The organism is Nostoc sp. JL34, assembly GCF_017114945.1.
Taxonomy (GTDB): domain Bacteria; phylum Cyanobacteriota; class Cyanobacteriia; order Cyanobacteriales; family Nostocaceae; genus Nostoc.
This window is the reverse complement of record NZ_JABXKQ010000037.1, coordinates 36,834-58,984: the sequence shown is the minus strand read 5'-3', so window position 1 is coordinate 58,984 and position 22,151 is coordinate 36,834. Positions and strand designations below refer to the sequence as shown.

Genomic DNA, 22,151 nt, shown 5'->3' with positions numbered 1-22,151 from the left:
AATGACCAATGACCAATAACCAATGACCAATGACAAAGGACAAATAACAAATGGGAATTCAATCATTAGATATATCGCCCGTCGGTAGAGTTGAAGGCGATTTAGATGTCCGAGTTGATATCGAGAATGGGCGGGTAGTCAATGCCTGGACACATGCCGAATTATTTCGCGGATTTGAAGTTATACTACGCGGTAAAGACCCCCAAGCCGGATTAATTGTCACACCTCGCATTTGCGGCATTTGCGGCGGTTCTCACCTGACTTGTGCATCTTGGGCATTAGATACAGCTTGGGAAACAGAAGTTCCGCGCAATGCAATTTTAGCGAGAAATCTCGGTCAAATTGTCGAAACAATTCAAAGTATCCCCCGCTATTTTTATGGTTTGTTTGCCATTGATTTAACTAATAAAAAATACCGCCATAGTCGCTTTTATGACGAAGCTGTTAGACGCTTTGCTGCTTTCACAGGCAAATCTTATGAACTAGGCATAACAATTTCTGCTAAACCTGTAGAAATTTATGCACTATTAGGCGGACAATGGCCTCATTCCAGCTACATGGTTCCTGGTGGCGTAATGTGCGCCCCCACCCTCACAGACATTACCCGCGCTTGGGCAATTCTAGAATACTTCCGCACCAATTGGTTAGAACCAGTGTGGTTGGGTTGTTCTTTAGAACGCTACGAACAAATCCAGACTTATGATGACTTTAGAAATTGGTTGGATGAAGACCGAAATCATCGAGATTCCGACTTAGGTTTTTATTGGCGCATGGGTTTAGACATCGGTTTAGATAGATATGGCGCTGGTGTTGGCAAATATGTCACTTGGGGATATTTAGCCCATGAAGATAAATACCAAAAGCCGACTATTGAAGGACGAAATGCGGCGATGATCATGAAAAGTGGAGTGTACGATAGCTTCGCAGACACTCACACCTTAATGGATCAGTCATTTACCCGTGAGAATACAACTCACTCTTGGTACGATGAGGGGACAGAAAATATTCATCCTAGCGATCGCACCACTAAACCTACTGCAATTAATACAAAAGACTTCGATAATGCCTACTCTTGGTCGAGTGCAGTCCTTCACCAAGACTTCGGACGTTTGGAAACCGGCCCCTTAGCGCGTCAATTAGTTGCAGGTGGGAAACATGGCGAATCTTGGCAACACTACGACGGATTTATCCTTGATGTATTCAAGCAGATGGGTGGTGCTAGTATTCATGTGCGTCAGTTAGCACGAGTTCACGAACTTGTCAAGTTATATCGGCAAGCTGAACATTGTTTGCGCGAATTCAAGTTAAACGACCCTTGGTATATCAAACCCACAGAAAAAGATGGTCGTGGTTGGGGTGCAACAGAAGCAGCGCGGGGTTCCCTGTGTCACTGGGTAGAAGTGGAAGGCGGTAAAATTAAGAATTACCAAGTGATTGCCCCTGGTACATGGAATATTGGCCCTCGTGACGGTGAAGGTATCCGCGGGCCCATTGAAGAAGCTTTAATTGGGACACCCATTTATGATTCTAGCGATCCGGTGGAAGTTGGTCATGTGGCGCGATCGTTTGATTCATGTTTAGTTTGTACAGTCCACGCCCATGATGCCAAAACGGGTGAAGAACTAGCACGTTTTCGGACAGCTTAACGGATGTTAATTACAAAATAAAATGGCTAATTGAATCACAATTAGCCATTTTATTTTGTGAATTTTTTGCCTTCAGGTAGAGCGATCGCTCATCTACCCTAACGACTCCTTAGCCATGCCATAAAAAGCGCTATAATCCTTAGCTGGATGCGACCTAATTAATTTTAATGTCCGGTTTTTTCTTGGCAGCTTGAGTTTAAATAAAAGCGTTGACATTCTGTAGCTTCCAGCAATTGTCTAACCTGATCATCCGGCTGACAACTCATCAAAGTTGATCCCACAGCAACCAGTGTAACAACAGTAGCTAGTCCCAGCACTGTTGCTCGTTTTCTAGGTTTGATTGTACTAACTAAAGTATCTATCCCATTGGCAGTACCAACAACCTCAATTGGCCCAAGTGCTTTTAAAGCAAAAGATGCATTGACATAGCGACGTTTCCGTTTACATTCCACCATTCTCATCAACCACGACCGAAAACGCGGACTGATTTGAGGAACTAATTTCTGGAAATTAAAGCGATAGTTCTCATCAATTAATTTCCCAATCTCAACAGAACGGGTATTAGTAAGTAAGCAAATTAGTGTTGCTCCTAAACTATATAAATCTGATGCTTCAGTCAGGGAATGACCAAACTGTTCCTCTGGTGGCATAAAACCTGGAGTTCCTGTTACAAAACTGCTAAGAGCTATTTTTGCACCCTGTATCCTAGCTAAACCAAAATCAACCAGATAAGCATTTAGTTGCTCATCAACCAAAATATTCTCTGGCTTAATATCCCGATGAATAATTGGGGGAACTTGCTTTTGTAAATAAACTAGAATCTCTAAGATTGACAGAGAAATTTGCTTGATTTCTTCAGGATGAAAGTTGCGTCTTAATCCCAAAGATGGGGCATTTTTATATTCCTGCACTAGATAAAAATCCCCTAACATTTCAAAGGAATCTATATAGCGAGGGATGCGGGAATGATTCAGTTGTTGCAAAATTTCAATTTCGCGCTCATAGGTTTTTACACCTGACAAATCAGCACTCGCACAAGCAAAACAAAACTCTTTAATTACTACCTGTTGATTAGAGTTGAGGACATTAGCGAGGTAAGTAATGCGTCCTCCTTCTCGGTTGCGTCCTAGTTCGCTGATGACTTTATAGCCTTGTTTAGAAAAATCTGGATGGTGATTTAAGGGAATTAACCCTTTATATCCATTACGCACATCAAGCTCCATTACATTCACCAAATGAGTTTGATTTTTTCAAAGTGCAATAAAAAAATAAGAGTGACTCACCCAGATTGTTAGCCGCATTTTTACCTTGCACGCGCCGAGGTGCATAGGCACAAAATTATTTTTGGTGACGGACACTTTGCTTAATGTCACACGCAAGTGTTGTTAATGGACAGTTTGCCCTCGTCTTGAGTCTAGACACGAATTTATTGACTAACTGAGTGTTTAATTGTGAGTTAGGAGTTATGAGTTAGGAGTAAAACTTTTAATAATTCTTCACTTCTAACTTTTAACTCCTCACTCCTGACTTAGGACTCTTGATGTTGCGCCAGCCAATCGAGAATCTGGGCATTGACAACATCTGGAACTTCATCGTGGGGACAATGACCGGCATTGGGAATAGGAACAATTTTGATTTCTTTGCCATTCTCACGGGCCTTTTCGTAAATCTTGGCCCCAGTAATTGGTGTCCAAGGGTCGTCAGCACCCCAAATCACTAATATAGGACGTTCTACTTTAGGCAATAGTTCCTCTGGACTTGGGCCAGGAGGTGCTGTGAGAATGGAGGCGAAGACTTGTTGCGCTCCTGGGTCGCAAGAGGGAGTATAAAGTAAATCGACCAATTCATCCGTGACGGCTTGGCGATCGCGGTAAACTTGGTAGAGGGTACGGCGAATTTGGGCTTTTTGGCGGATGCGGTTATAGACAAATTTACCTGTAATTGGCGATCGTACAAACCTGTTAAAAGCTGCCATGACAATCCGTAGTGGTGGGTTCAATTCGTGGGCCCGATGACTCAACCCACCCGCAGAATTAATTAAAATACCACCAGCAGCAATTTCTGGATGTTCTACCAGTACTATTAAGCTCAAAAGTGCGCCGATAGAGTTGCCAATAAATACAGCAGGTTCGTGTATATGTGCTGTGCAGAAATCTTTCAGCAGTTCCACCCAAACTTCCACACTGTAATCAATGGGCGCTTTATCAGAACCACCAAAACCTAAAAGGTCTATGGCAAATACCTGGTAGCCAGCATGAGCTAAAACTGGGATATTCTTGCGCCAGTGTCCAATGGAAGCACCAAAGCCGTGAACCAGTACCAAAGGGCGTCCTGTACCCATGACAGTATACTGAATTTTGTATCCCTGCCAATTCCAAAAGAATTTTTCAAAGGCGTCTTGGGTTGCAAGCTGCTGTGTAGTGACAGTCATTAATAAGATTCATAAAGTGTTTCTTCTTCAATATAGTAATGTTCTCTGACCTCATAACTCATAACTCCTAACTCCTAACTCCTAACTCCTAACTCCTAACTTATTACTCATTACTCATTAGATGTTAGTTCCATCCACCCCAAGGGATTAATAAGTCGAGGGATACCAAATACCCCTGTGACTTTTTAGACGAATGGTAGTGTGGGATGAAATACATAACTCAAAGTTACTTTGCTTATTTGAGCAAATTTGTTCTTGCTGCAACCTCTGTGGCAATATTTTCGCCAATAGCTTCTGCCTATGCAGCTGTAGGCTTCTCTACCACCGTCGCCCAAATAACAGATAATTCCACAGAACAACAACTTTTAGCCCATAACGAAGTAGAAACAAGGAATCGCCCCACTATCCAACGGCAAACTGTGACTACAGTCAGCCGTAATGTTTCGGTAAAATCGAAAAAAACAGGTTTTAGCCTTGCCATTTGGCAACCATCTGGTAATTTTTCAGAAGTGATTGCTCGTATTTCTGTCAAGAGTAAACGTGGCAATGACTATTTAAAAGAGCGGTTTTTGGGTGATTACAAGTACAAAATTAAGCAAAAAGCGAAATTTGCTAAAGGGTTAAAAGCTAGCGATCGCATCGTCGTGCGATTGTATGATGTTCAAAACCGCTTTATTGGCTACAGCGAATTTGAATGTTTGTCGGCAAATACCACAGTTAACCTGATTTTGTCAGCCAAACCTACACAATACCAAGTCGTTCGGACTGTTTATGGTGTTGATGCTGACCAAAATGGCACTATTGACACAGGTACTACCACCTACGACTATTTTACCCAAGTCAGAAACCAACGTGTTATTTTCCTGAGCAGTTCCCAAACTTTCCAAGGTAGTCAGTTTCAAGTAGAAGGTTTGTCAAAAATTGCAGCAACTAGTATTTATCCCCTCTCTTTCACGCAAGGTGAATTTGCTGTAGTGCGCCAGTCGTTCATTAGCATCTTTAGTTCCGATTTGGCAGAGGTTTTGCAAGCTACTCCTGGCAGCTTGGTGCAGGTGATTGAAGTCAGCAATAACTCTAGCTACGACATCAGCCAAATGCTAATGAATTATCGCCAAGTCAGCATGTCTCGTCCTCTCCAGGTTGGGTTTTCTGATATTTCCACAAACTACTGGGCTAAAGATTTTATTGCCAAATTAGCAGCGATGGAAATTCTTGAAGGTTTTCCTGATGGGACTTTCCGCCCTGATGCACCGGTAACTCGTGCCCAATTTGCAGTAATGCTGCGGAAAGCGTTTGCTAAAGGGAAAATTCGCCAAGGGATTGCTTTTAAGGATGTTCCAACTCAATCTTGGGCTTACAATGCCATCAGCGAAGTTTATCAAATGGGCTTTTTAAACGCTGTTGTTGGCAAGGATTTTAACCCCACTCAAAGCCTTTCTCGCCTTGAAATTTTGGTAGCATTAGCGCGGTTACTAAATTACAAAGTCAGTGGTTCCACGGACACAATTTTATCTGTTTATAGCGATGCAACTACTATTGCTAGTGAACATCGCAGTTTGATTGCTGCTCTGACAGAACGCGGTATAGTCGTCAACTATCCAAATATGATGTTGCTAAATGCAGGACGGGTAGCAACCAGGTCTGAAGTGTCTGCTTTACTTTACCAAGCCCTATCTAGCACTGGACAGGTAGCAAATATCTCCTCGCAGTACGTCGTTGGACAACAATAAATTGCAGTTGATGAGCAGACTGAAACTTCAAGGGAGGGCGTCAAACGGCGTCGCCATTGCAACCAAGGAATAAGTAATGGTGTTGAGGGCTGTAATCCAGGCAATTTCCGTCCTCACGGTGGTAGTAACGATGAAGGTGACGTACTCCTGGTAACAGGTAATACCATTTTTTTTAAAAGACGCGATTAATCGCGTCTCTAGCTTGCTCGATTGTAAAACTAATTTCCTGACCATAGGAAATTTCCAGTGTATGACCATCAGGGTCTCGAATAAAAGCCCAGTAACCAACTGGAGAACCCCAATCATTTGGCCCAGCCAGTAGTATTCCCTCAGTGCGTGCCTCATTGCACAGGCGAGTAACTTCCTCACGATTCTGATAAGCTACCCCAAGATGGGATTGCGGTAACAATTTGCCTTCTACTTTAGCTGCTTTAATTAGGACAATCACAAAAGGTCTAGTCAGGTCGCTAATCCAAGCAACATCTGATTGAGTCGCTCGATCAATGCGATGATGTACGACTGTCATCTGAGCGTACTTTGCATAAAATAAGATACTTGCATCAATATCACTGACTGCAAGTGCAATGTGAGTGAAACCAAGATCGGACATTAAGAAAACTCCGTGTGTAGACTTGGAGCGACTTATCAGAAAATATAACTCAATATATGTAACCTTATCATCAAGCAAGACTAGCGAACCCCAGCATCAAATAAATGTAGGCACTAACCTCGACACCCGCAAGAAAGCTGACACGATTGATAATGAAGATAGGCGTTATCTTCACAAAATTTATGTTTTTAACTTGGTTAGACAGCAACTCTTGGCTGCTGGAAATCGGCGGGAAACGAATACTAATTGACCCTTGGCTGGTTGGTTCGTTAATTTTTAGCAATTTGGATTGGTTATTTAAAGGTTCGCGATCGCAAAATCGTCCAATACCAGATAATATTGATTTGATCCTGCTGTCTCAGGGTTTAGAAGACCACGCTCATCCACCAACGCTTAAGCTGCTCGATCACAGCATTAAGGTTGTCGCTTCTCCCAATGCAGCTAAGGTAGTACAGCAGTTAGGCTACACCCAAGTAACAGTATTGGCTCACGGTGAAACTTTCACTTTAAATAATCAAGTTGAAATCAAGGCTTTCCCCGGCTCGCCCATTGGCCCAACTCTGGTAGAAAATAGTTATCTCCTCAAAGAATTGGAGAGTGGTTTAACTGTATACTACGAGCCTCATGGGTATCATTCTCCACAACTTCAGCAGGCTGTACCTATCGATGTAGTGATTACACCATTTATTGACATGACTTTGCCTTTGCTTGGGCCGATTATTAAAGGAAATAACAGTGCCTTGGAAGTAGTAAAGTCGTTACAGCCTCAAGTAATATTACCTACTGCGGCTGGCGGGGATGTGGCATTTGAGGGATTGTTGATGAAATTCATTCAGACAAAAGGCAGTGGTGAGGAATTTCGTTCCTTACTAGAAAAAAACAATCTTTCGACGCGGGTGATGGAACCTAAACCAGGCGATCGCTTTGAACTACCATTAGAAAAACGAGCATTAGCAATCTAACTCTGAGAGGAGTGGATGCCGACATCCGACCAATGTTTGTCTTCAACCGACAGAAGCCTCACACTGAAATTTGATCAAAGCCAGTGTGGGGTAAAAAAATCTAAAAAATCAACCGAAAATACCCTGATGGGGCATTGCATTTTGATATCGGGTAAAGGTTTAATCAAAGGTTGATCCTTGAATTTAGAAGGCTTGAGTGTAATGAAGACCCTTGCTGGATTGCTATTTTTACTTAGCTTCATGGTAGTAGCTTGCAGTCCGTCTCCAGATAAAACGGTGTCTTCCAACCCTGAAGTCAGAACTACTCCAGTTCAAGTAGGAGAGGAAAAGACACAAAATAAGCTTTTAGTTGTGACAACAGTTGCTCCTTTAACTAATATTGTGAGTAATATTGCAGGCGATCGCTTAGAAGTTAAGGGTATTATTCCAGAAGGAACCGACTCCCATACCTTTGAACCTCGTCCCAGCGATGCTGATTTGCTATCCAAAGCCAATCTGATCATCGCCAATGGGTTGCATTTGGAATCCCCGACAGAAAAACTAGCTAAAGCCTCGAAGCCCAAAGAAACTAAAATCTTTGAACTAGGCAGTAAAACTATTACCCAAGACCAATGGCTTTTCGACTTCAGCTTTCCTAAAGAAAAGGGTGATCCCAATCCTCATCTGTGGGTAAACCCCAAGTATGCTGAGGCTTATGCCAAACTAGCCGCCCAACAATTAACAGCCTTAGATCCTGCTGGCAAAGACTACTACGCGACTAATCTGAAAAATTATTTACAACGCCTGGATGCTCTAGACAAAGCAACACGGGAAATCGTCGCCAGCATTCCTGCCAAAAACCGTAAACTTTTGACCTACCACGATTCTTGGGCGTATTGGGCTAGAGAGTATGGTTTTCAAGTAATTGGTGCGATTCAACCTTCAGATTTCAAGGAACCATCCGCTCAAGATGTCACAAAGCTAATTGACCAAATTCGTCAAACAGGCGTTCCAGCCATTTTTGGTTCTGAGGTCTACCCCAGCAAGGTAGAAGAACAAATTGCCCGCGAAGCTAAGATAAAAACAGCTAACACAGCCGATGATGAGTTACCAGGAACGGGTTCAGCTAATGCAATTGAAAACACGAATCCTGAGCATACTTATATTGGCATGATGGCTAACAATATGCGGATTATCGCCTCTAATTTGGGAGGAAATCCTGATTTAGCGAAGAACTTGAACACTGGAAATGTTGTTGGGCCAACAGCAACCAAGTAAGAGCAACAAAATAAATACAGCAGAATTCAGGATTGAAGGAGGCAGGAGGAGCAAATCATCCCTTTATTAGACCCAGATGATTTGGAGCCATTGAACTCTCGTAAAGAGCGGGAATCTGCCGCAACCAGATGAGTCTTAAACCCAAGACCCATCTGGTTGCGGCAGGAGACAGATAGCACCACGGAGAGCGAGTCCGCAGTTTTCTTCCTGCCTCCGGCCTTCCTCGATAAAACAGGCTTTATACCTGGCTTGAAAACTTAGCTTATGTACTTCACCAACTTGAAATCTGCTGTATATGCAACCAATACTTGAAGTTAGAAGTTTAACCTGTGGTTATCAAACCCAGCCAGTATTTAGCAATGTTAATTTGACGCTTTACCCTGGTCAACTGACTGGCTTGGTAGGGCCTTCTGGTAGCGGTAAAAGCACTTTAATCAGAGCGATTTTAGGGCTTGTTCATCCTTGGGCTGGAGAGATTTGGTTTCGAGGAAAGCGCTTAAAACCTGGAGTAGCGCCGCCTTTGGTGGGCTATGTGCCGCAGGTAGAAACGGTAGATTGGACTTTTCCAGTTACGGCTTTGGAAGTGGTGATGATGGGGCGTTATCAAAAGCAGAAGATGTTGCCTTGGTCTTCGCAGCGCGATCGCCAAGTTGCCAAGGAACTGCTAGAGCGCGTTGGAGTTGCCCATGTAGCCCATCAACCGATCGGTAATCTATCTGGTGGGCAACAGCAAAGGGTTTTCATTGCCCGGGCTTTAGTCGGAGAACCAGAAATAGTTCTTCTAGATGAACCCACCAGTAGTTCAGACTTGCACGTTCAACACGAACTATTGCACCTATTGGCTGATTTGAATCAGCAAGGCTTGACAATTATCCTCTCCACCCATGACCTCAACTCGGTAGCAACTCATCTACCTTGGGTGTTGTGTTTCAACCAGGGTTTAATTTGCCAAGGTCAACCTATTGATGTCTTTACTCCCGCAAATCTTGAGCAGACTTTTGGTGGAGAAATGGTAGTTTTCCACCAACAAGACCGAATCTTGATCGCTAGCGGCGGTACTTCCCTACGTCATCAAATGCAAGACAACTTGCCGGAAATATTGCGCCGCTCCAACTCGTCGAAGTCTGCTTAACATAAACATAATATGGATTTTTTACTAGCACCCTTTCGCTATGAATTTTTTAGCCGTGCCATTTTAGTAGGCATGATGGCAGGGCTATTATGCGGCATTATGGGAGTTTATATTACAACTCGGAGAATGAGTTACATTGCCCACGGTTTATCTCATGCGATTTTGGGAGGAGCCGTGCTGAGTTATGTACTGGGCTTAAATTTCTACATTGGCTCTGGAATTTGGGGTTTTGCAGCTGCCCTGCTGATTCAGTATTTGACAGGACGCAAAGTCTACTCGGATGCAGCTATTGGAATTGTGACAACTGCTAGCTTTGCTTTAGGAGTAGCTGTAATCAGTAGCTATCGTAAGTTTAGCCAAAACTTTGAAGCCGCTTTGTTTGGTAATGTGTTGGGCGTTTCCCCTAATGATTTGTGGGTGGTAACGGGTGTGACGATTGTCTTACTCAGCCTCGTTTTCTTGTTTTATCGCCCGTTGCTATTTTGGTGTTTTGACCGGGAAGTTGCTCAGGTTCATGGCGTACCCATTTTTGCAATGGATACTTTATTTGCTTTGATGTTGGCGACTTTACTGGTGGCGACGTTGAACGTCTTAGGGGTAACTCTGATTATTTCAGCAGTGGTGATTCCGGCATCAATTGCCCGATTAGTGAGCGATCGCTTTGGTTATATCATGATTATTTCCGGGATTTTAGGAGCTGCGATTTCGTTTGTAGGCATTTACCTCAGCTACTACCTCGACATTGCCTCTGGAGCTAGTGTAGTGCTGCTGTCAACCGCCATATTTGCCTGCGTGTTGCTCACCAAAAACCTGCAAGGACGATATAAACGCCGTCTCCCTCACCTTCCAAAATACTTCCCTTAGCAAGAGTTAGTCTGGATTTAATACCGAATTTTTATCTATATTATTTCGTACATAAACCTCTTTGATGGGAAAGGGAATTTGAATTCCTACTTGCTGATAACGTTTGTGTAATTTTTTGACAAATAGATGTTTACCAATCCGCTGATCAAAGTATTCACTTACGCGCATATAAAGCGTAAAATCTATACTAAAATCATTAAAAGTATGAAATCTGATATATGGTTCACTTTCTTTTAATTCCGGTGCAATTTCTTGCATGACTTCTTTGGCAACTTCTACAGTGACTTTTTCAACTTCTTCCAAATCGCTATCATAACTGACACCCACATCCATTGTTAAAGTAATTTCCTTTGCGGGTAAATGATAATTTATGAAAATTGCAGAAGACAACTTAGAATTGGGAACAATGACTACATTATTTGACATTTCTTTAATAGTCGTATTGCGCCAAGAAATATCTATGACATATCCTTCATGCCCAGCATCTAGTTTTACATAATCTCCCGTTCTAACTTGCTTAGAAATAATTAAATAAAAGCCAGAAAACAAATTTGCAAGTGTATCTTGCAGTGCCAAACCAACTGCTATACCACCAATACCTAAAGTCGTGACTATTGGGGTAATTTCAATCCCCACCGTTTGCAATACAATTAATGTTCCTAAAATTAAAACAGTAGCCTTAGCAAGGTTAGAAATTAGTGATGTGGGAACCCCTTCTGCTCTCTGAATAAATAAATTAACAAAACCAGCAGTCAATTTGGCTAAGACGAGGGTTATTGAATAGAGCAGTGCGATCGTCAGAACTTTTTGCAGTACGATCGCAATATCTGGCTTGATAGGTGCGCTCACAACTGCCCAAAAAAAACCGCTAATAACAAACCAAATAAAAGTCATGCGGTGCAGAGAGTGAAATATAATATTACCCCCAGCAATTCGTTTATTATTAACGAATATTTCCAGTTTTTTGAAGAGAACTTTTTCACCAATTATTCCAGCCAGGAAGCCAGCTAGAATAAACACTAATGGCGTAATCCATTCAATCATATCAATTTTAAATTTGGAATTTTAGATTTAGGATAACAGCACTGTAGCTGCGATTATGGCTAAATTTTACCTTGTTATTTGCCGGATTACCTGCTTGAGATTTTCTGGATTATGGACTTGCCAATTATTTACCACTCAGATTATATTGCTCCGCTACCTGAAGGACATCGCTTCCCGATGTCTAAGTTCCGACAACTCTATGAATTGCTGTTAGCTGATGGTGTGGCTAATCAAGAACAATTTCACACCCCCGAACGTCCATCGCTAGAATTGATAGAGTTAGTTCACACCCCAAGCTATGTTCAAGCTTATTGTGAAGGAACCCTAGACCCTAAAGCACAGCGACGCATTGGTTTACCTTGGAGTCCAGCATTAGCGAATCGTACCTGTGTGGCGGTAGGTGGTACGATACTGACTGCTAAACTGGCACTAAGTCAGGGTTTAGCTTGTAATACGGCTGGTGGAACTCATCATGCTTTTCCTAGTTATGGGTCTGGTTTTTGTATTTTCAACGATTTAGCGATCGCCTGTCGCGTTTTACAAAAATTCGGACTCGTTGAAAAAATCCTAATTGTAGATTTGGATGTCCATCAAGGAGACGGTACCGCTTTTATCTTCCAAAACGATGACAGTGTTTTTACTTTCTCTATGCACTGCGAAGTCAATTTCCCTGGTACTAAACAAAACAGCGATTTGGATGTTCCTTTGCCGATAGGAATGGAGGATGACGCTTATTTACAAACCTTGGCAAATTATCTAGCAGATTTATTGTCTAAAGTCAAGCCAGATTTAGTATTTTATGATGCTGGTGTTGATCCTCATATAGGCGATCGCTTGGGCAAATTGGCCCTTACCGATGCTGGGATTTTTCGCCGAGAAATGCAGGTTTTGAGTACCTGTATGAGTAGCGGTTATCCTGTTGCTTGCGTCATTGGCGGTGGTTATGCGGATGATATGAAATCCCTGGTTTGGCGACACTCCCTGCTGCATCGCGCCGCCAGTGAAGTTTACCAGCAATATAAACTTTGATGCAGCCTTTCTTAGAGAAACTGAAGAAGAGTTTCACAGAGTTATTGCGTAAGTTTTAAAATATAAAAACTTTGTGTGCAAAGGCAGTACTGGATGAACAACGGCAAACTCAGAATCTACGAACTAGCAAAAGAATTAAATTTGGATAGCAAGAAGCTATTATTAATTTGCGAAAAACTCAAAATTGCAGTCAAAAGTCATACCAGTGCAATCTCAGAATCAGATGCAGAACGTATTCGTTCAGTGGCAAATAAACTAACGGCAAAATCCTCGAAAACTAAAACAAACTCTGAAGATTGGGGCTATATGTTTATAGCTTCAGCAATTGATAGTTTTATCCGCCATCTTGAAGGTGAAACTGCCCTGAAATCATATCCCGAATTTAGGGAGCGGCGCGATCGCGCCAACGAGTTAATGTTGGAATGTGTTGGTAAAAAGCCCTCTCTATTTTATGTACGCCGCAAAGGTGCAGGCAAAGAAGCAAGAGAAGAAATTTGGGATTTGACAATAGCAACAGACAGCAATGATTTTCAGTTACCGACAAGACTTGAGAAGCTCAGAAAAACATTAGGATTTAGAGCGGCTGTACCAAAAGATGGACGCGGCGGTTTAAAAATACTATCGGCTCAGTTATTACAACCCTCACGGGGACACGCTGATAGCTATGCTATACCTTGTCGCTTACGTTTGCTACCTAATCATCAGCATCATCTCGACATTGCACCCACGACATTAAAACGCATCGCTGCTGCGCCAGTTTGTGGCGAAAATGTGCCTACAGAAGATCAGCTTAAAGCTTGGAAAGCGTTTTTGCAGATTGAAGAAAAAATCGCTAAAGCGCGTCAGTTTTGCGTGCGTTACGTAAGTCATAACTATAACTTCAAAAGACGAATCAGTTTTGAAATTGATGTAGCCTCAGCTACCCTTGACGGCTTTTATCAAAATTCCCTCGAATTAGAAAACTTTTGGGAACGAGCAAGACGCACAAAAAACGAAGATTTAAAACTTTTTGAAACTGCTCCCGTCGGCAAAAATTGGATTAGCGGTCGTCAATTAGGAACTGTTGAAGAAGTTGACCCCAACCGTTGTATTATCAGCCTCAGATTAGAACGCGACTTAGCTGAATTCATGGCAGCAGAACGTTATAAGTTGCCAGATACAGGATTTTTGTGTTTTGAGGCAGTTGGTGATATTCAGCAGATTCAGCGTAAGAAAAAAGCTTTAGATGATTTGAATAATGGTTACACCCAAAATCCCTATTTGGGTAACTTTTTATTCGATGCTTCTCAGGCTAGACAAATCAAAACAACTGTTGAACTTCAACCACAAGATTTATTATTATCTTCTGCAAATCCTGGTCAGAAAGCAGCAGTAGAAAAGGTACTTGCCGCTAAGGATCTTGTTCTCATCCAAGGGCCACCAGGTACTGGGAAAACTACCGTAATTGCCGAAATTTGCTATCAAATTGCCCTTCGCGGTGGACGAACTTTAATTGCATCTCAAGCCAATTTAGCAGTAGATAATGCTCTGAGTAGATTAGTTCACAACCCAGTGATTCGGGCAGTACGCAAGGGGAGAGCCGAAAAAGTTGGGGAAGAAGGACAGCCCTTTTTAGAAGACCAAGTGATTGGCAGATGGCTAGAAAATACTGCAACTGACTGTGAAAATAATCTGACTCAACGGCTGGAAAACATCAAAATTTTCAGTCAATTACTAGCATCAGCACCAAGATTTACAGCTTACTTACAAGCGGAGGAAGAATTCAATCAGCAACAAAATAAATTCAATAAAAATAAGATAAAACTAGAAACAAACTTTAAAAATCAAGAAAATTATTACAACGAAACCTTAGAAAAAGGGAACGAGGTTAAATCCCTAATTTCCGGACTAGAAAACATATTAAATGCTTCACAAAATGTAAACTGGGAAGCTCCAGAAGTCATAGATTTTTTGCCAATTCTTAAGCCATATACAGAAGGTAACAGTTTAGTAGAAGAATTTTTAGCAAATGTTCGTCAAACCATCAAATATACTAATGAACTTGGCTTTGTGCGTCCGGCACTTGGTGCTTTTGGTTTAGCGGCTTGGTTGCGTGAAACTGTAGCAACAGAAATTGCTGAATTTAAAACTGCGTTGACTTCTGCTCAAAATGCGAGTCAAGCCATTTCAGAAGTTGCGGCATTGGTGCAAGTTGTCAAACAAAATTTTGCCTCATTAAATCAGCTACAACCAGATTATCAGCAATATCTTAACAAGCTGCAAAACCTACAGGAAACAATCCAGATTTGGGAAAACCGCCAACGGGAAATTGATTATATTATCTCAGCAGTTAAGGAATGGAAATCTACAGCACCTTCTCATCTGTATCAAACCTTGAAAGAATGCCATCAATCAGGTTTACCACTAACAGAGAATTTAGTAGACTTACCGCTAGGTTTGTTGATGTTTGCTAATACATTAAAGCTCACCATAGTACCAAAAACATACAAAATAAACCTACCCGAATGGGAAGTATTGGCAAAGGCGATCGCTTATGAGATAGACGGAGGTTTTACTGATAGGCGAGGCAAACAGCATAATTTTAGCTATTTTTTACAAGAAAATTTTAGTCAGATTCCGATGGTGCTATCAAAGAGCGATCGCACCCAATGGCAAGAAACCTATCAACAGTTTAGTAATTATCAGCTACTAAACCCCAAACAGCGAAAGTTATTAGTTGAAAATACCCAAGTTTTTTTAATTAGAATTCAAAAAACTTATGGTGCATCATGGGAATGGAATAACATTGACTCTACTCTCACCAAAATTACCCAAGAATTGCTAGATACAATCCTGGCAAATGCGCGTCAATGTGTTTTAAAAGTCAAAACTGAAACCGATCAACAGCTTCAGTATCTGCAACGACAATTAAATGAACTTCAGAAAAATGAAGTTAGTCAACAGCAAATATCCATTACTCAAGCTGAGGTGGAAAAAGCACAGCAAGATGCTAATTTGCAACTTGGACAAGTTATTAATATCTTGCAAGAACTTAATCAACAAAATATCCCTGATCAATTACGTATTATAGTTGAAAAATATCTTGCAACACAATCAAATATTTGGGAGCATCCTCAAGAATTTGCAAATCAAGTGAATTATTGTAGAACTTCCATTAATCAATTTGAAACCTTAATCTCATCATTAGAACCTTTTACTGTACTGGAGATAATTAAACATTCTCTAAATGAGTATTTATCAAAGCTACAAGAAGAAACTGAAACTTCTCTAAAACATCTACAGAAATTACAAACTAATCTACGTGAAATAGAACAGAAGTCACAACCGCAGCCATCAGAAACTTTAATATTAGAAAGAAACTGGTGGGTGAAAGAATGGCAAACAATACCTGATAATTTTAAGGTTGAAAGTTCCAATGGTGAATTATTTAATTTAGAGTTTTTACGCAGCATTAATATTAAGTTTGAATCTTTGGATCAGCAACTCCAAAAAGACGAGAGCTATATCAATAGATATCAGAACTTTGTACAAGATTGGATAGAAAAATTAAGACAGCCAAATGAACGCGATCGCGACGATTTAAGGCGTATCTATCTAGATAATGCAAACGTCGTCGGTATCACCTGTGTTCAAGCTGCAAATAGAGGTTTTTCTGAAGAATTCAAATCCTTTGATGTCGTTATCATTGATGAAGTTAGTAAGTGTACTCCACCAGAATTACTAATCCCAGCTTTGAAAGGCAAAAAGTTAGTCATGGTAGGCGATCATCGGCAATTACCACCCATGCTTGATACTAGCACTTTAGAAGAAGTTGCTCAAACAATTGGCAATACACGAGAAGAACTACAATTCTTAGAAGAATCATTGTTCAAAAGTCAGTTTGAATCTGCTGATGAAAGCGTGAAACAAATGCTAACTACACAGTATCGAATGCACCCATTTATTATGGGAGCAATCAACCAATTTTATGACGGTAAACTAGAATCTGGTATTGTGGAGCCAGACACAAAACGCGCACATCATCTAGCAGGCGAAATTATTCAAGAATCTCAGCATCTTATTTGGGTAAAAACTCCTATAGAGAACCAGTTTTTAGAGCAACGAAATGGAACCTCTTACTTTAATACTCCAGAAATTGATGCGATTGAACGTCTGTGTCAGCAATTTGAGGCTACTTGGGCTTCTAAAGTTGCTAATTGTGAAGCAAAAAAAGAAATTGCCGTAATTACATTTTATGGCGCTCAATTAAGAAAAATCGATGAACGTCTGCAATCTGAACTTTTCCCTTCGCTAGAAATTCGTACTGGGACAGTAGATAGATTTCAAGGTATGGAAAGACCTGTTGTAATTGTAAGTATGGTTCGCAACAATAGCAAAGGAGATGTGGGATTTGCTAAGAAGCCAGAACGGGTGAATGTTGCTTTTTCTCGCGCTCAAGAACTCTTGATAATTGTGGGTTGTCATAATTTATTTACTCATCAATCAGGTAAGGTGGGAAGGATGTATTCGGAAGTTTCAAATATTGTAAGTCTTCATGGAGGTTTCGTTGATGTTTCTCGCCTCTTCTGCTAAACCTATTGATGACAATCTCAAAAATTTGGTAGACGAAATAGAAGCGCAAAATTCTAGTTTATCAGTTTTAGCAGCGCGTCAATTCCGTTATAGCTTGCGCCAAACTCCTATAGAACTCAATATCAAAGAACCCCGCCAGTTTAACGTACTCGAAGAATTTATTATCCGCGCTGCTATTGAATTTCAACCTCCGCCAACAGAGGATGAATTAGCATCTGTACTTGGACTTGATTCTGTATTTATCAAAACTACTACTACAACTCTTCGTTCCTTACAAACTTTATCACCAACATCGCCACTAACAGTTACTGCTGAAGGTCGCTCATTCTATGAAAAAGGGTCTGTACCACAGCCACCATATCCTATACAAATTTATGCTATTACAGACCCTTTAAGCGACAATATAACCTTTCAATCTGAATCATTAAATGAGACAGTGATAAATTTTCCTGACTTGGCAGACTTTATAACTATTGATCATACAATTGCTGATATTGCTTCTTTACCGCTTGAGGCAATACAAAAAAGTATTCAAGCTTCAAATTTAGCACTTCATGTACCAGAAGAGGGAAAAATCGTAACTTCCTATAGGGTGCTAGCTTCAACTCAAAAAATCTGGAGAAAGATATCGCTTTTCGTTATGTTTGATTCTCTTGAAGATAAATTGACTATTCAAATAAGAAATGGAAAGCAAATTTTAGAGTCAGCATCAAATTGGTTAGAAGTTCTACATACTGAAGGTAAAATATCTTTCCAAACATTATGTAAATTGTCAACTGAAACCATCCATTATAAGCCTGAAGCTATTCTAAAGCAGAAAAACACAGAAATAGAAGCTAGGCTCGAAAACATTCGTCAAAAGGCGCTAGAGGCTGCCACAAAAGCTGGTAAAAAAGTAGATAATTCCATAGTGCTAGCTAAAGCTGTGCAGTTACGTGATGGACAAATTAGCCAAGTTTTTTCAGAAGTTTTAAATTCGGCTAAAAGTCAGGTTATGATTTATTCTCCTTGGGGAAATCAGGCAATTATAAATGAAAAATCTCTTCCTTTATTACAGAAATTAGCTAATCGCGGAGTTTGGATTTTGATTGGACACGGAATTGCGCGGCAACTAGAAGATGAAGATAACCCAATTCCACCAGAAGTAGAGAAAAAACTTCGAGCAATAAAAACACCTGATGGTTTACCATCTGTACAGTTTTTTTGGTTGGGAGATTCACATGTTAAAGAAGTAATAGTTGATCAGGAAATCTATCTTTGTGGCTCTCATAACTGGCTATCTTATCGCGGCGACTACCTACCACTAGGTGAGTCAGTTTATAAAGTTACAATTCCCTATCAAGTTAAGGAAGCTTATGAATTTCTCGCTAATCGCTTCCAAAATCACGCTCAAAATTTATGGCATAATGCTCTAGAAAACCGCGATTTTCAACTTGCTGTACAGTCTTTATGTCTGTGGGGTGCGCTAGGTATGGAAGATATTGCACTCAAAGAGATACAGCAAAACAATTGGCTGGAACTTCTGCCTGTGTGGTTGAATATAGCACTTCAAGGATTAAGGTTGAAGAATATACAAGCTGATTCAGTAAGTTTTAAAACGGCACTTTTGTTGCTAAGTAAAGTTTCTCTTGAAGAGGTTTTTCTTGAGTTATTACAACAGGGATGGCGTAAAGTTATAGGCGCGATCGCAAGTCACAATCCTGATGCTGCTTTAAACTTACTTAGTGATGAAGTGTGGGCGCAGTTTTTACGTCTCAATATTGTTAAAAAGAGTGATTCACCCAGTGGTTTTATATTACAACATACATAATTCAATAGTAGAAACCCTTAGTACTATACTAAAGATTTCTATTATCCAGAGACGCTAACATTATATCTGCTGTATTAGGTAATATTAAGGTCATAGTGTATGCACGTAAAACGAATATGTATCTTGAGAGAGATATTTATCTATTCAGATAGGAAGCGATCAAGTGTGTGTTTGGTCTACGCTAACTGTCTAAAAAACTGTCTAAAAATGACATAAGCTTACTAGCATACATGCATGGTGTCTATTTGTACATCGCATAAATCATAATTAGGATGTTTTTCATACTTAAGTAATAATAATTTTACCGAATCCAGCTAAGAAATCTGCTGGCATCCTGATTTAGTGTGAGTTGGCAATTAAATGATTCTTAACCTTTGATTAACTGAAAGATAGATCCAGAGATTCGTCTAATTCGATACAATTTATAGGTAGAGAGAGCCGAGGAGAACAAGGTGGTCTTATTAAAAGGCTTTGAGATTGAGATTTACACTGGCACGCCTCAAGGTGAAATCGTCGGTCTCTCCGACAAAATTGTTGCCGCTTTGGGTGAATTTATGCGGGAGCCAGATAGCCGCAACGTCGAATACATAACCCAACCATCCCATAATTACGAAAATTTATTGTGTGCGTTGCTGCGTCCCCGGCGCGAGTTGCGAAACTACCTCAATCGCTTGGGCGATTACACGCTGATACCGGGGAGTACTTTATCTTTGGGTGGGAGCGATCGCTTTCTCCGTTCCGATCCAGCAAATCCCTATCATGACTACATTGAAAATACCTACGGTACGAAAGTAGTCACAGCTAGCGTACACATTAATGTAGGCATCAGCGACCCAGAAGTATTAATGCGGGCGTGTCGGGTAATCCGCATGGAAGCACCTCTTTTCCTTGCTCTGAGTGCCTCATCTCCCTTCCTAGATGGCAAAACTACTGGCTATCACTCCACGCGTTGGGGACTCTTCCCACAAACGCCTAGCCATGTGCCGTTATTTGCCAGCCACGCCGATCATATCCAGTGGGTAGAAGATCAACTCGTTGCCGGAACCATGCAAAACGTGCGGCATCTGTGGGCATCAGTGCGACCAAATGGCGATCGCCGTCCTTATGACTTGAATCGGTTAGAATTGCGAATTTGTGATTTAGTCACAGATCCCATTGCCTTGCTGGCGATTACTGCCTTATTAGAAGCGCGTTTGTTGCAAGTAATCGAAAATCCCAACATTGATCCGTTAACTCAAAGTACTTTCTCTGCTGAAGAACTCGTTACCCTAACTGCTGACAACGAAGCTGCTGCTGCTGCTGGTAGTCTTGATGCTTATTTAAGACATTGGCAAGATGGCAGAAGCATCCTAGCCAGAGATTGGATTGCTCAAATGTACCAAGATGTTTGGGCGATCGCCAAACAACGAGGCTTTAGCTGTTTCCTTTCCCCTTTGCAAAAAATCCTCCGCGAAGGCAATGAAGCTCAACAGTGGTTGCAATTGCACGCAGTCGGTTTTGACAGCCAGCGTGTCATCACTCAGGCTATTGTTGCCACCCAAGAGCGCGAAATCGAACTCGAAGACAAATTGTACTCGTCTCTGCTGGCTTAACTCCAGAGGTATGGGGTATGGGGCATTGGGCAAAACAGTTCTGTTCCGAGTTCTGAGTAAAAAAGTAAGATCCCCTACTCAGCACTCAGCACTATTGAGAGGGCATTGCTTATTTCTCCCTTATCTCCCTACTCCTTGCTCATTACTCTCGTCTTCATACAAATGGTAGATTTTCTTGGAGACATTACTAGCCCTAAAAGACACAAGCACTTACTTTTTCTACATAAACTACATAAAACTTAATATTTTCTGATTTGAGCCAAATATCCTCTCAGGCATTGCTCTGGGAGGGTTTGCGTTTCGTTTTAAAAATCTAATCGATAGATGATGCTTGATTATTATTAACAAAACCTATGAATCACCTCTACCTTTTGGTAGATTTAACATTGACAATAGATTGTTTTATACAATACGTAAATTATACGGACAATGCCTCAGGTAGTTTTAGTTAACCCGCAAATCCCTCCTAATACAGGTAATATTGCTCGTACTTGTGCAGCTACGGGTACAGAGTTACATTTGGTAGGGCCTTTGGGGTTTGAAATTAGCGATCGCTACCTCAAAAGAGCCGGCTTAGATTACTGGCCTTATGTCAAGCTACACTATCACGAATCGCTAGAAGCCTTTAAAACCGTACATCAGAAGCGTGGAGGCAGATGGTTGGGTTATACGGTTGGTGGAAATTGTAATTATGTCAACTTTCAGTTTCAAGCTGATGATTGGCTGCTATTTGGTAGTGAAACCACGGGCTTACCACCAGCAATTCTGTCAGATTGCGATGCCACCCTGTATATTCCCATGAGTCAACCAGGGGTTCGCAGCTTAAATCTGTCAGTGAGTGTGGCAATTGGTTTATTTGAAACCCGTCGTCAGTTAGGCTATTTACAATAGTTGTTTACCTTTACGCTCATACGTATATTTACTTACGCATCTATCCCAGAATCCATTAGACGATTTATTTTTGACAGCAAAAATTTTCTTGGTTACTGCGATAATATGTAAAACAATATACCGAAAATTGTGTTTATTGCCAAAATGTAGTGGAAGATACTTACAAACATAGGAAGGTTATTATAAGAAATTTGTATATAAAACTTGGGATATTGCCAAATTTGAATGATAGATTTTGATGAATTTCAAACATCCTAGATTGAGGAACAAACGCCCTAAAACCCATTCATATCTTGCATTTGAGCTATTTTGCCTCGATGAACGTCAGAAAGCAGCCTAAAAGTAGCGGATAGTTAATACGGTTGTTTTTTAGGGAATAATCAACGTAAAGTCTCGTGTTGAGAAGACGGATTGGGTAGAAATATCTTGAAGATATCTACAGCAGGGGGCATAACTTTTCCAGAAGTCGCAGCAATTTCATTCTCAGCAGCGACTATGGACTTGGCAAATAGTTTGTCCAGTCCCCGCAATTGACGCAAGACAAGCGCGGACAATGGTAAAGAGTACAAACGTCCTAAGTG

At 41.0% G+C, this 22,151-nt stretch carries 16 protein-coding genes; 11 read left to right on the top strand and 5 right to left on the bottom strand.

The window, feature by feature from the left end:
* The first annotated feature begins 50 nt into the window (after positions 1-50).
* Positions 51-1,646 (top strand): nickel-dependent hydrogenase large subunit, encoded by a 1,596-nt coding sequence (locus HWQ44_RS06330; protein ID WP_292716381.1) that lies wholly within the window; start codon positions 51-53, stop codon positions 1,644-1,646.
* Positions 1,647-1,810: 164 nt separating this feature from the next.
* Here HWQ44_RS06330 and HWQ44_RS06325 read toward each other — a convergent pair whose 3' ends face one another.
* Positions 1,811-2,869, bottom strand: coding sequence for a serine/threonine-protein kinase (locus HWQ44_RS06325; protein ID WP_292716379.1), 1,059 nt, complete (start codon positions 2,867-2,869; stop codon positions 1,811-1,813).
* 305 nt (positions 2,870-3,174) lie between these two features.
* Positions 3,175-4,077: an alpha/beta fold hydrolase gene (locus HWQ44_RS06320; protein ID WP_292716377.1), complete on the bottom strand. Its 903-nt coding sequence runs from the start codon at positions 4,075-4,077 to the stop codon at positions 3,175-3,177.
* Between the two features lie 206 nt (positions 4,078-4,283).
* Between HWQ44_RS06320 and HWQ44_RS06315 the strand changes: the two genes are divergently transcribed.
* Positions 4,284-5,807, top strand: coding sequence for an S-layer homology domain-containing protein (locus HWQ44_RS06315; protein ID WP_334858007.1), 1,524 nt, complete (start codon positions 4,284-4,286; stop codon positions 5,805-5,807).
* Between the two features lie 172 nt (positions 5,808-5,979).
* Here the strand turns inward: HWQ44_RS06315 and HWQ44_RS06310 are convergent, their stop codons facing one another.
* Positions 5,980-6,417 (bottom strand): VOC family protein, encoded by a 438-nt coding sequence (locus HWQ44_RS06310; RefSeq protein WP_292716374.1) that lies wholly within the window; start codon positions 6,415-6,417, stop codon positions 5,980-5,982.
* Between the two features lie 182 nt (positions 6,418-6,599).
* On the opposite strand from HWQ44_RS06310, the gene HWQ44_RS06305 reads away from it, so the two are divergent.
* From HWQ44_RS06305 to HWQ44_RS06290, 4 genes are all read left to right on the top strand, one after another.
* Positions 6,600-7,379 (top strand): MBL fold metallo-hydrolase, encoded by a 780-nt coding sequence (locus tag HWQ44_RS06305; protein ID WP_292716371.1) that lies wholly within the window; start codon positions 6,600-6,602, stop codon positions 7,377-7,379.
* Between the two features lie 201 nt (positions 7,380-7,580).
* Positions 7,581-8,636: a metal ABC transporter substrate-binding protein gene (locus HWQ44_RS06300; RefSeq protein ID WP_292716368.1), complete on the top strand. Its 1,056-nt coding sequence runs from the start codon at positions 7,581-7,583 to the stop codon at positions 8,634-8,636.
* A 295-nt stretch (positions 8,637-8,931) separates the two neighbouring features.
* Entirely contained in the window at positions 8,932-9,768 is an 837-nt protein-coding gene (locus HWQ44_RS06295; RefSeq protein ID WP_292716365.1) for a metal ABC transporter ATP-binding protein, read from the top strand.
* A 12-nt stretch (positions 9,769-9,780) separates the two neighbouring features.
* Entirely contained in the window at positions 9,781-10,632 is an 852-nt protein-coding gene (locus tag HWQ44_RS06290; RefSeq protein WP_292716362.1) for a metal ABC transporter permease, read from the top strand.
* Between the two features lie 6 nt (positions 10,633-10,638).
* On the opposite strand, the gene HWQ44_RS06285 is transcribed toward HWQ44_RS06290, so the two are convergent.
* A complete protein-coding gene (locus HWQ44_RS06285) occupies positions 10,639-11,676 on the bottom strand; it encodes a mechanosensitive ion channel family protein (RefSeq protein ID WP_292716359.1) in 1,038 nt (345 codons plus the stop codon).
* 111 nt (positions 11,677-11,787) lie between these two features.
* Here HWQ44_RS06285 and HWQ44_RS06280 point away from each other — a divergent pair, with 111 nt between their 5' ends.
* The 5 genes from HWQ44_RS06280 to HWQ44_RS06260 all read left to right on the top strand — a co-directional run bounded on the left by HWQ44_RS06280 (position 11,788) and on the right by HWQ44_RS06260 (position 21,570).
* On the top strand, positions 11,788-12,705 hold the full coding sequence (locus tag HWQ44_RS06280) for a histone deacetylase (RefSeq protein WP_292716356.1): 918 nt from the start codon (positions 11,788-11,790) through the stop codon (positions 12,703-12,705).
* A gap of 93 nt (positions 12,706-12,798) precedes the next feature.
* Entirely contained in the window at positions 12,799-17,277 is a 4,479-nt protein-coding gene (locus HWQ44_RS06275) for a translation initiation factor IF-2 N-terminal domain-containing protein (RefSeq protein ID WP_292716353.1), read from the top strand.
* Positions 17,255-19,087 (top strand): hypothetical protein, encoded by a 1,833-nt coding sequence (locus tag HWQ44_RS06270; RefSeq protein ID WP_292716350.1) that lies wholly within the window; start codon positions 17,255-17,257, stop codon positions 19,085-19,087. Before HWQ44_RS06275 ends, HWQ44_RS06270 begins: the two co-directional genes overlap by 23 nt.
* 452 nt (positions 19,088-19,539) lie before the next feature.
* Entirely contained in the window at positions 19,540-20,679 is a 1,140-nt protein-coding gene (gene gshA, locus HWQ44_RS06265; RefSeq protein ID WP_292716347.1) for a glutamate--cysteine ligase, read from the top strand.
* 429 nt (positions 20,680-21,108) lie between these two features.
* Positions 21,109-21,570 carry a tRNA (cytidine(34)-2'-O)-methyltransferase gene (locus HWQ44_RS06260; RefSeq protein ID WP_292716345.1) on the top strand — a complete coding sequence of 154 codons (462 nt, stop codon included), beginning with the start codon at positions 21,109-21,111 and terminating at the stop codon, positions 21,568-21,570.
* A 380-nt stretch (positions 21,571-21,950) separates the two neighbouring features.
* Here HWQ44_RS06260 and HWQ44_RS06255 read toward each other — a convergent pair whose 3' ends face one another.
* A complete protein-coding gene (locus HWQ44_RS06255) occupies positions 21,951-22,124 on the bottom strand; it encodes a hypothetical protein (RefSeq protein WP_292716343.1) in 174 nt (57 codons plus the stop codon).
* Positions 22,125-22,151: the final 27 nt, after the last annotated feature.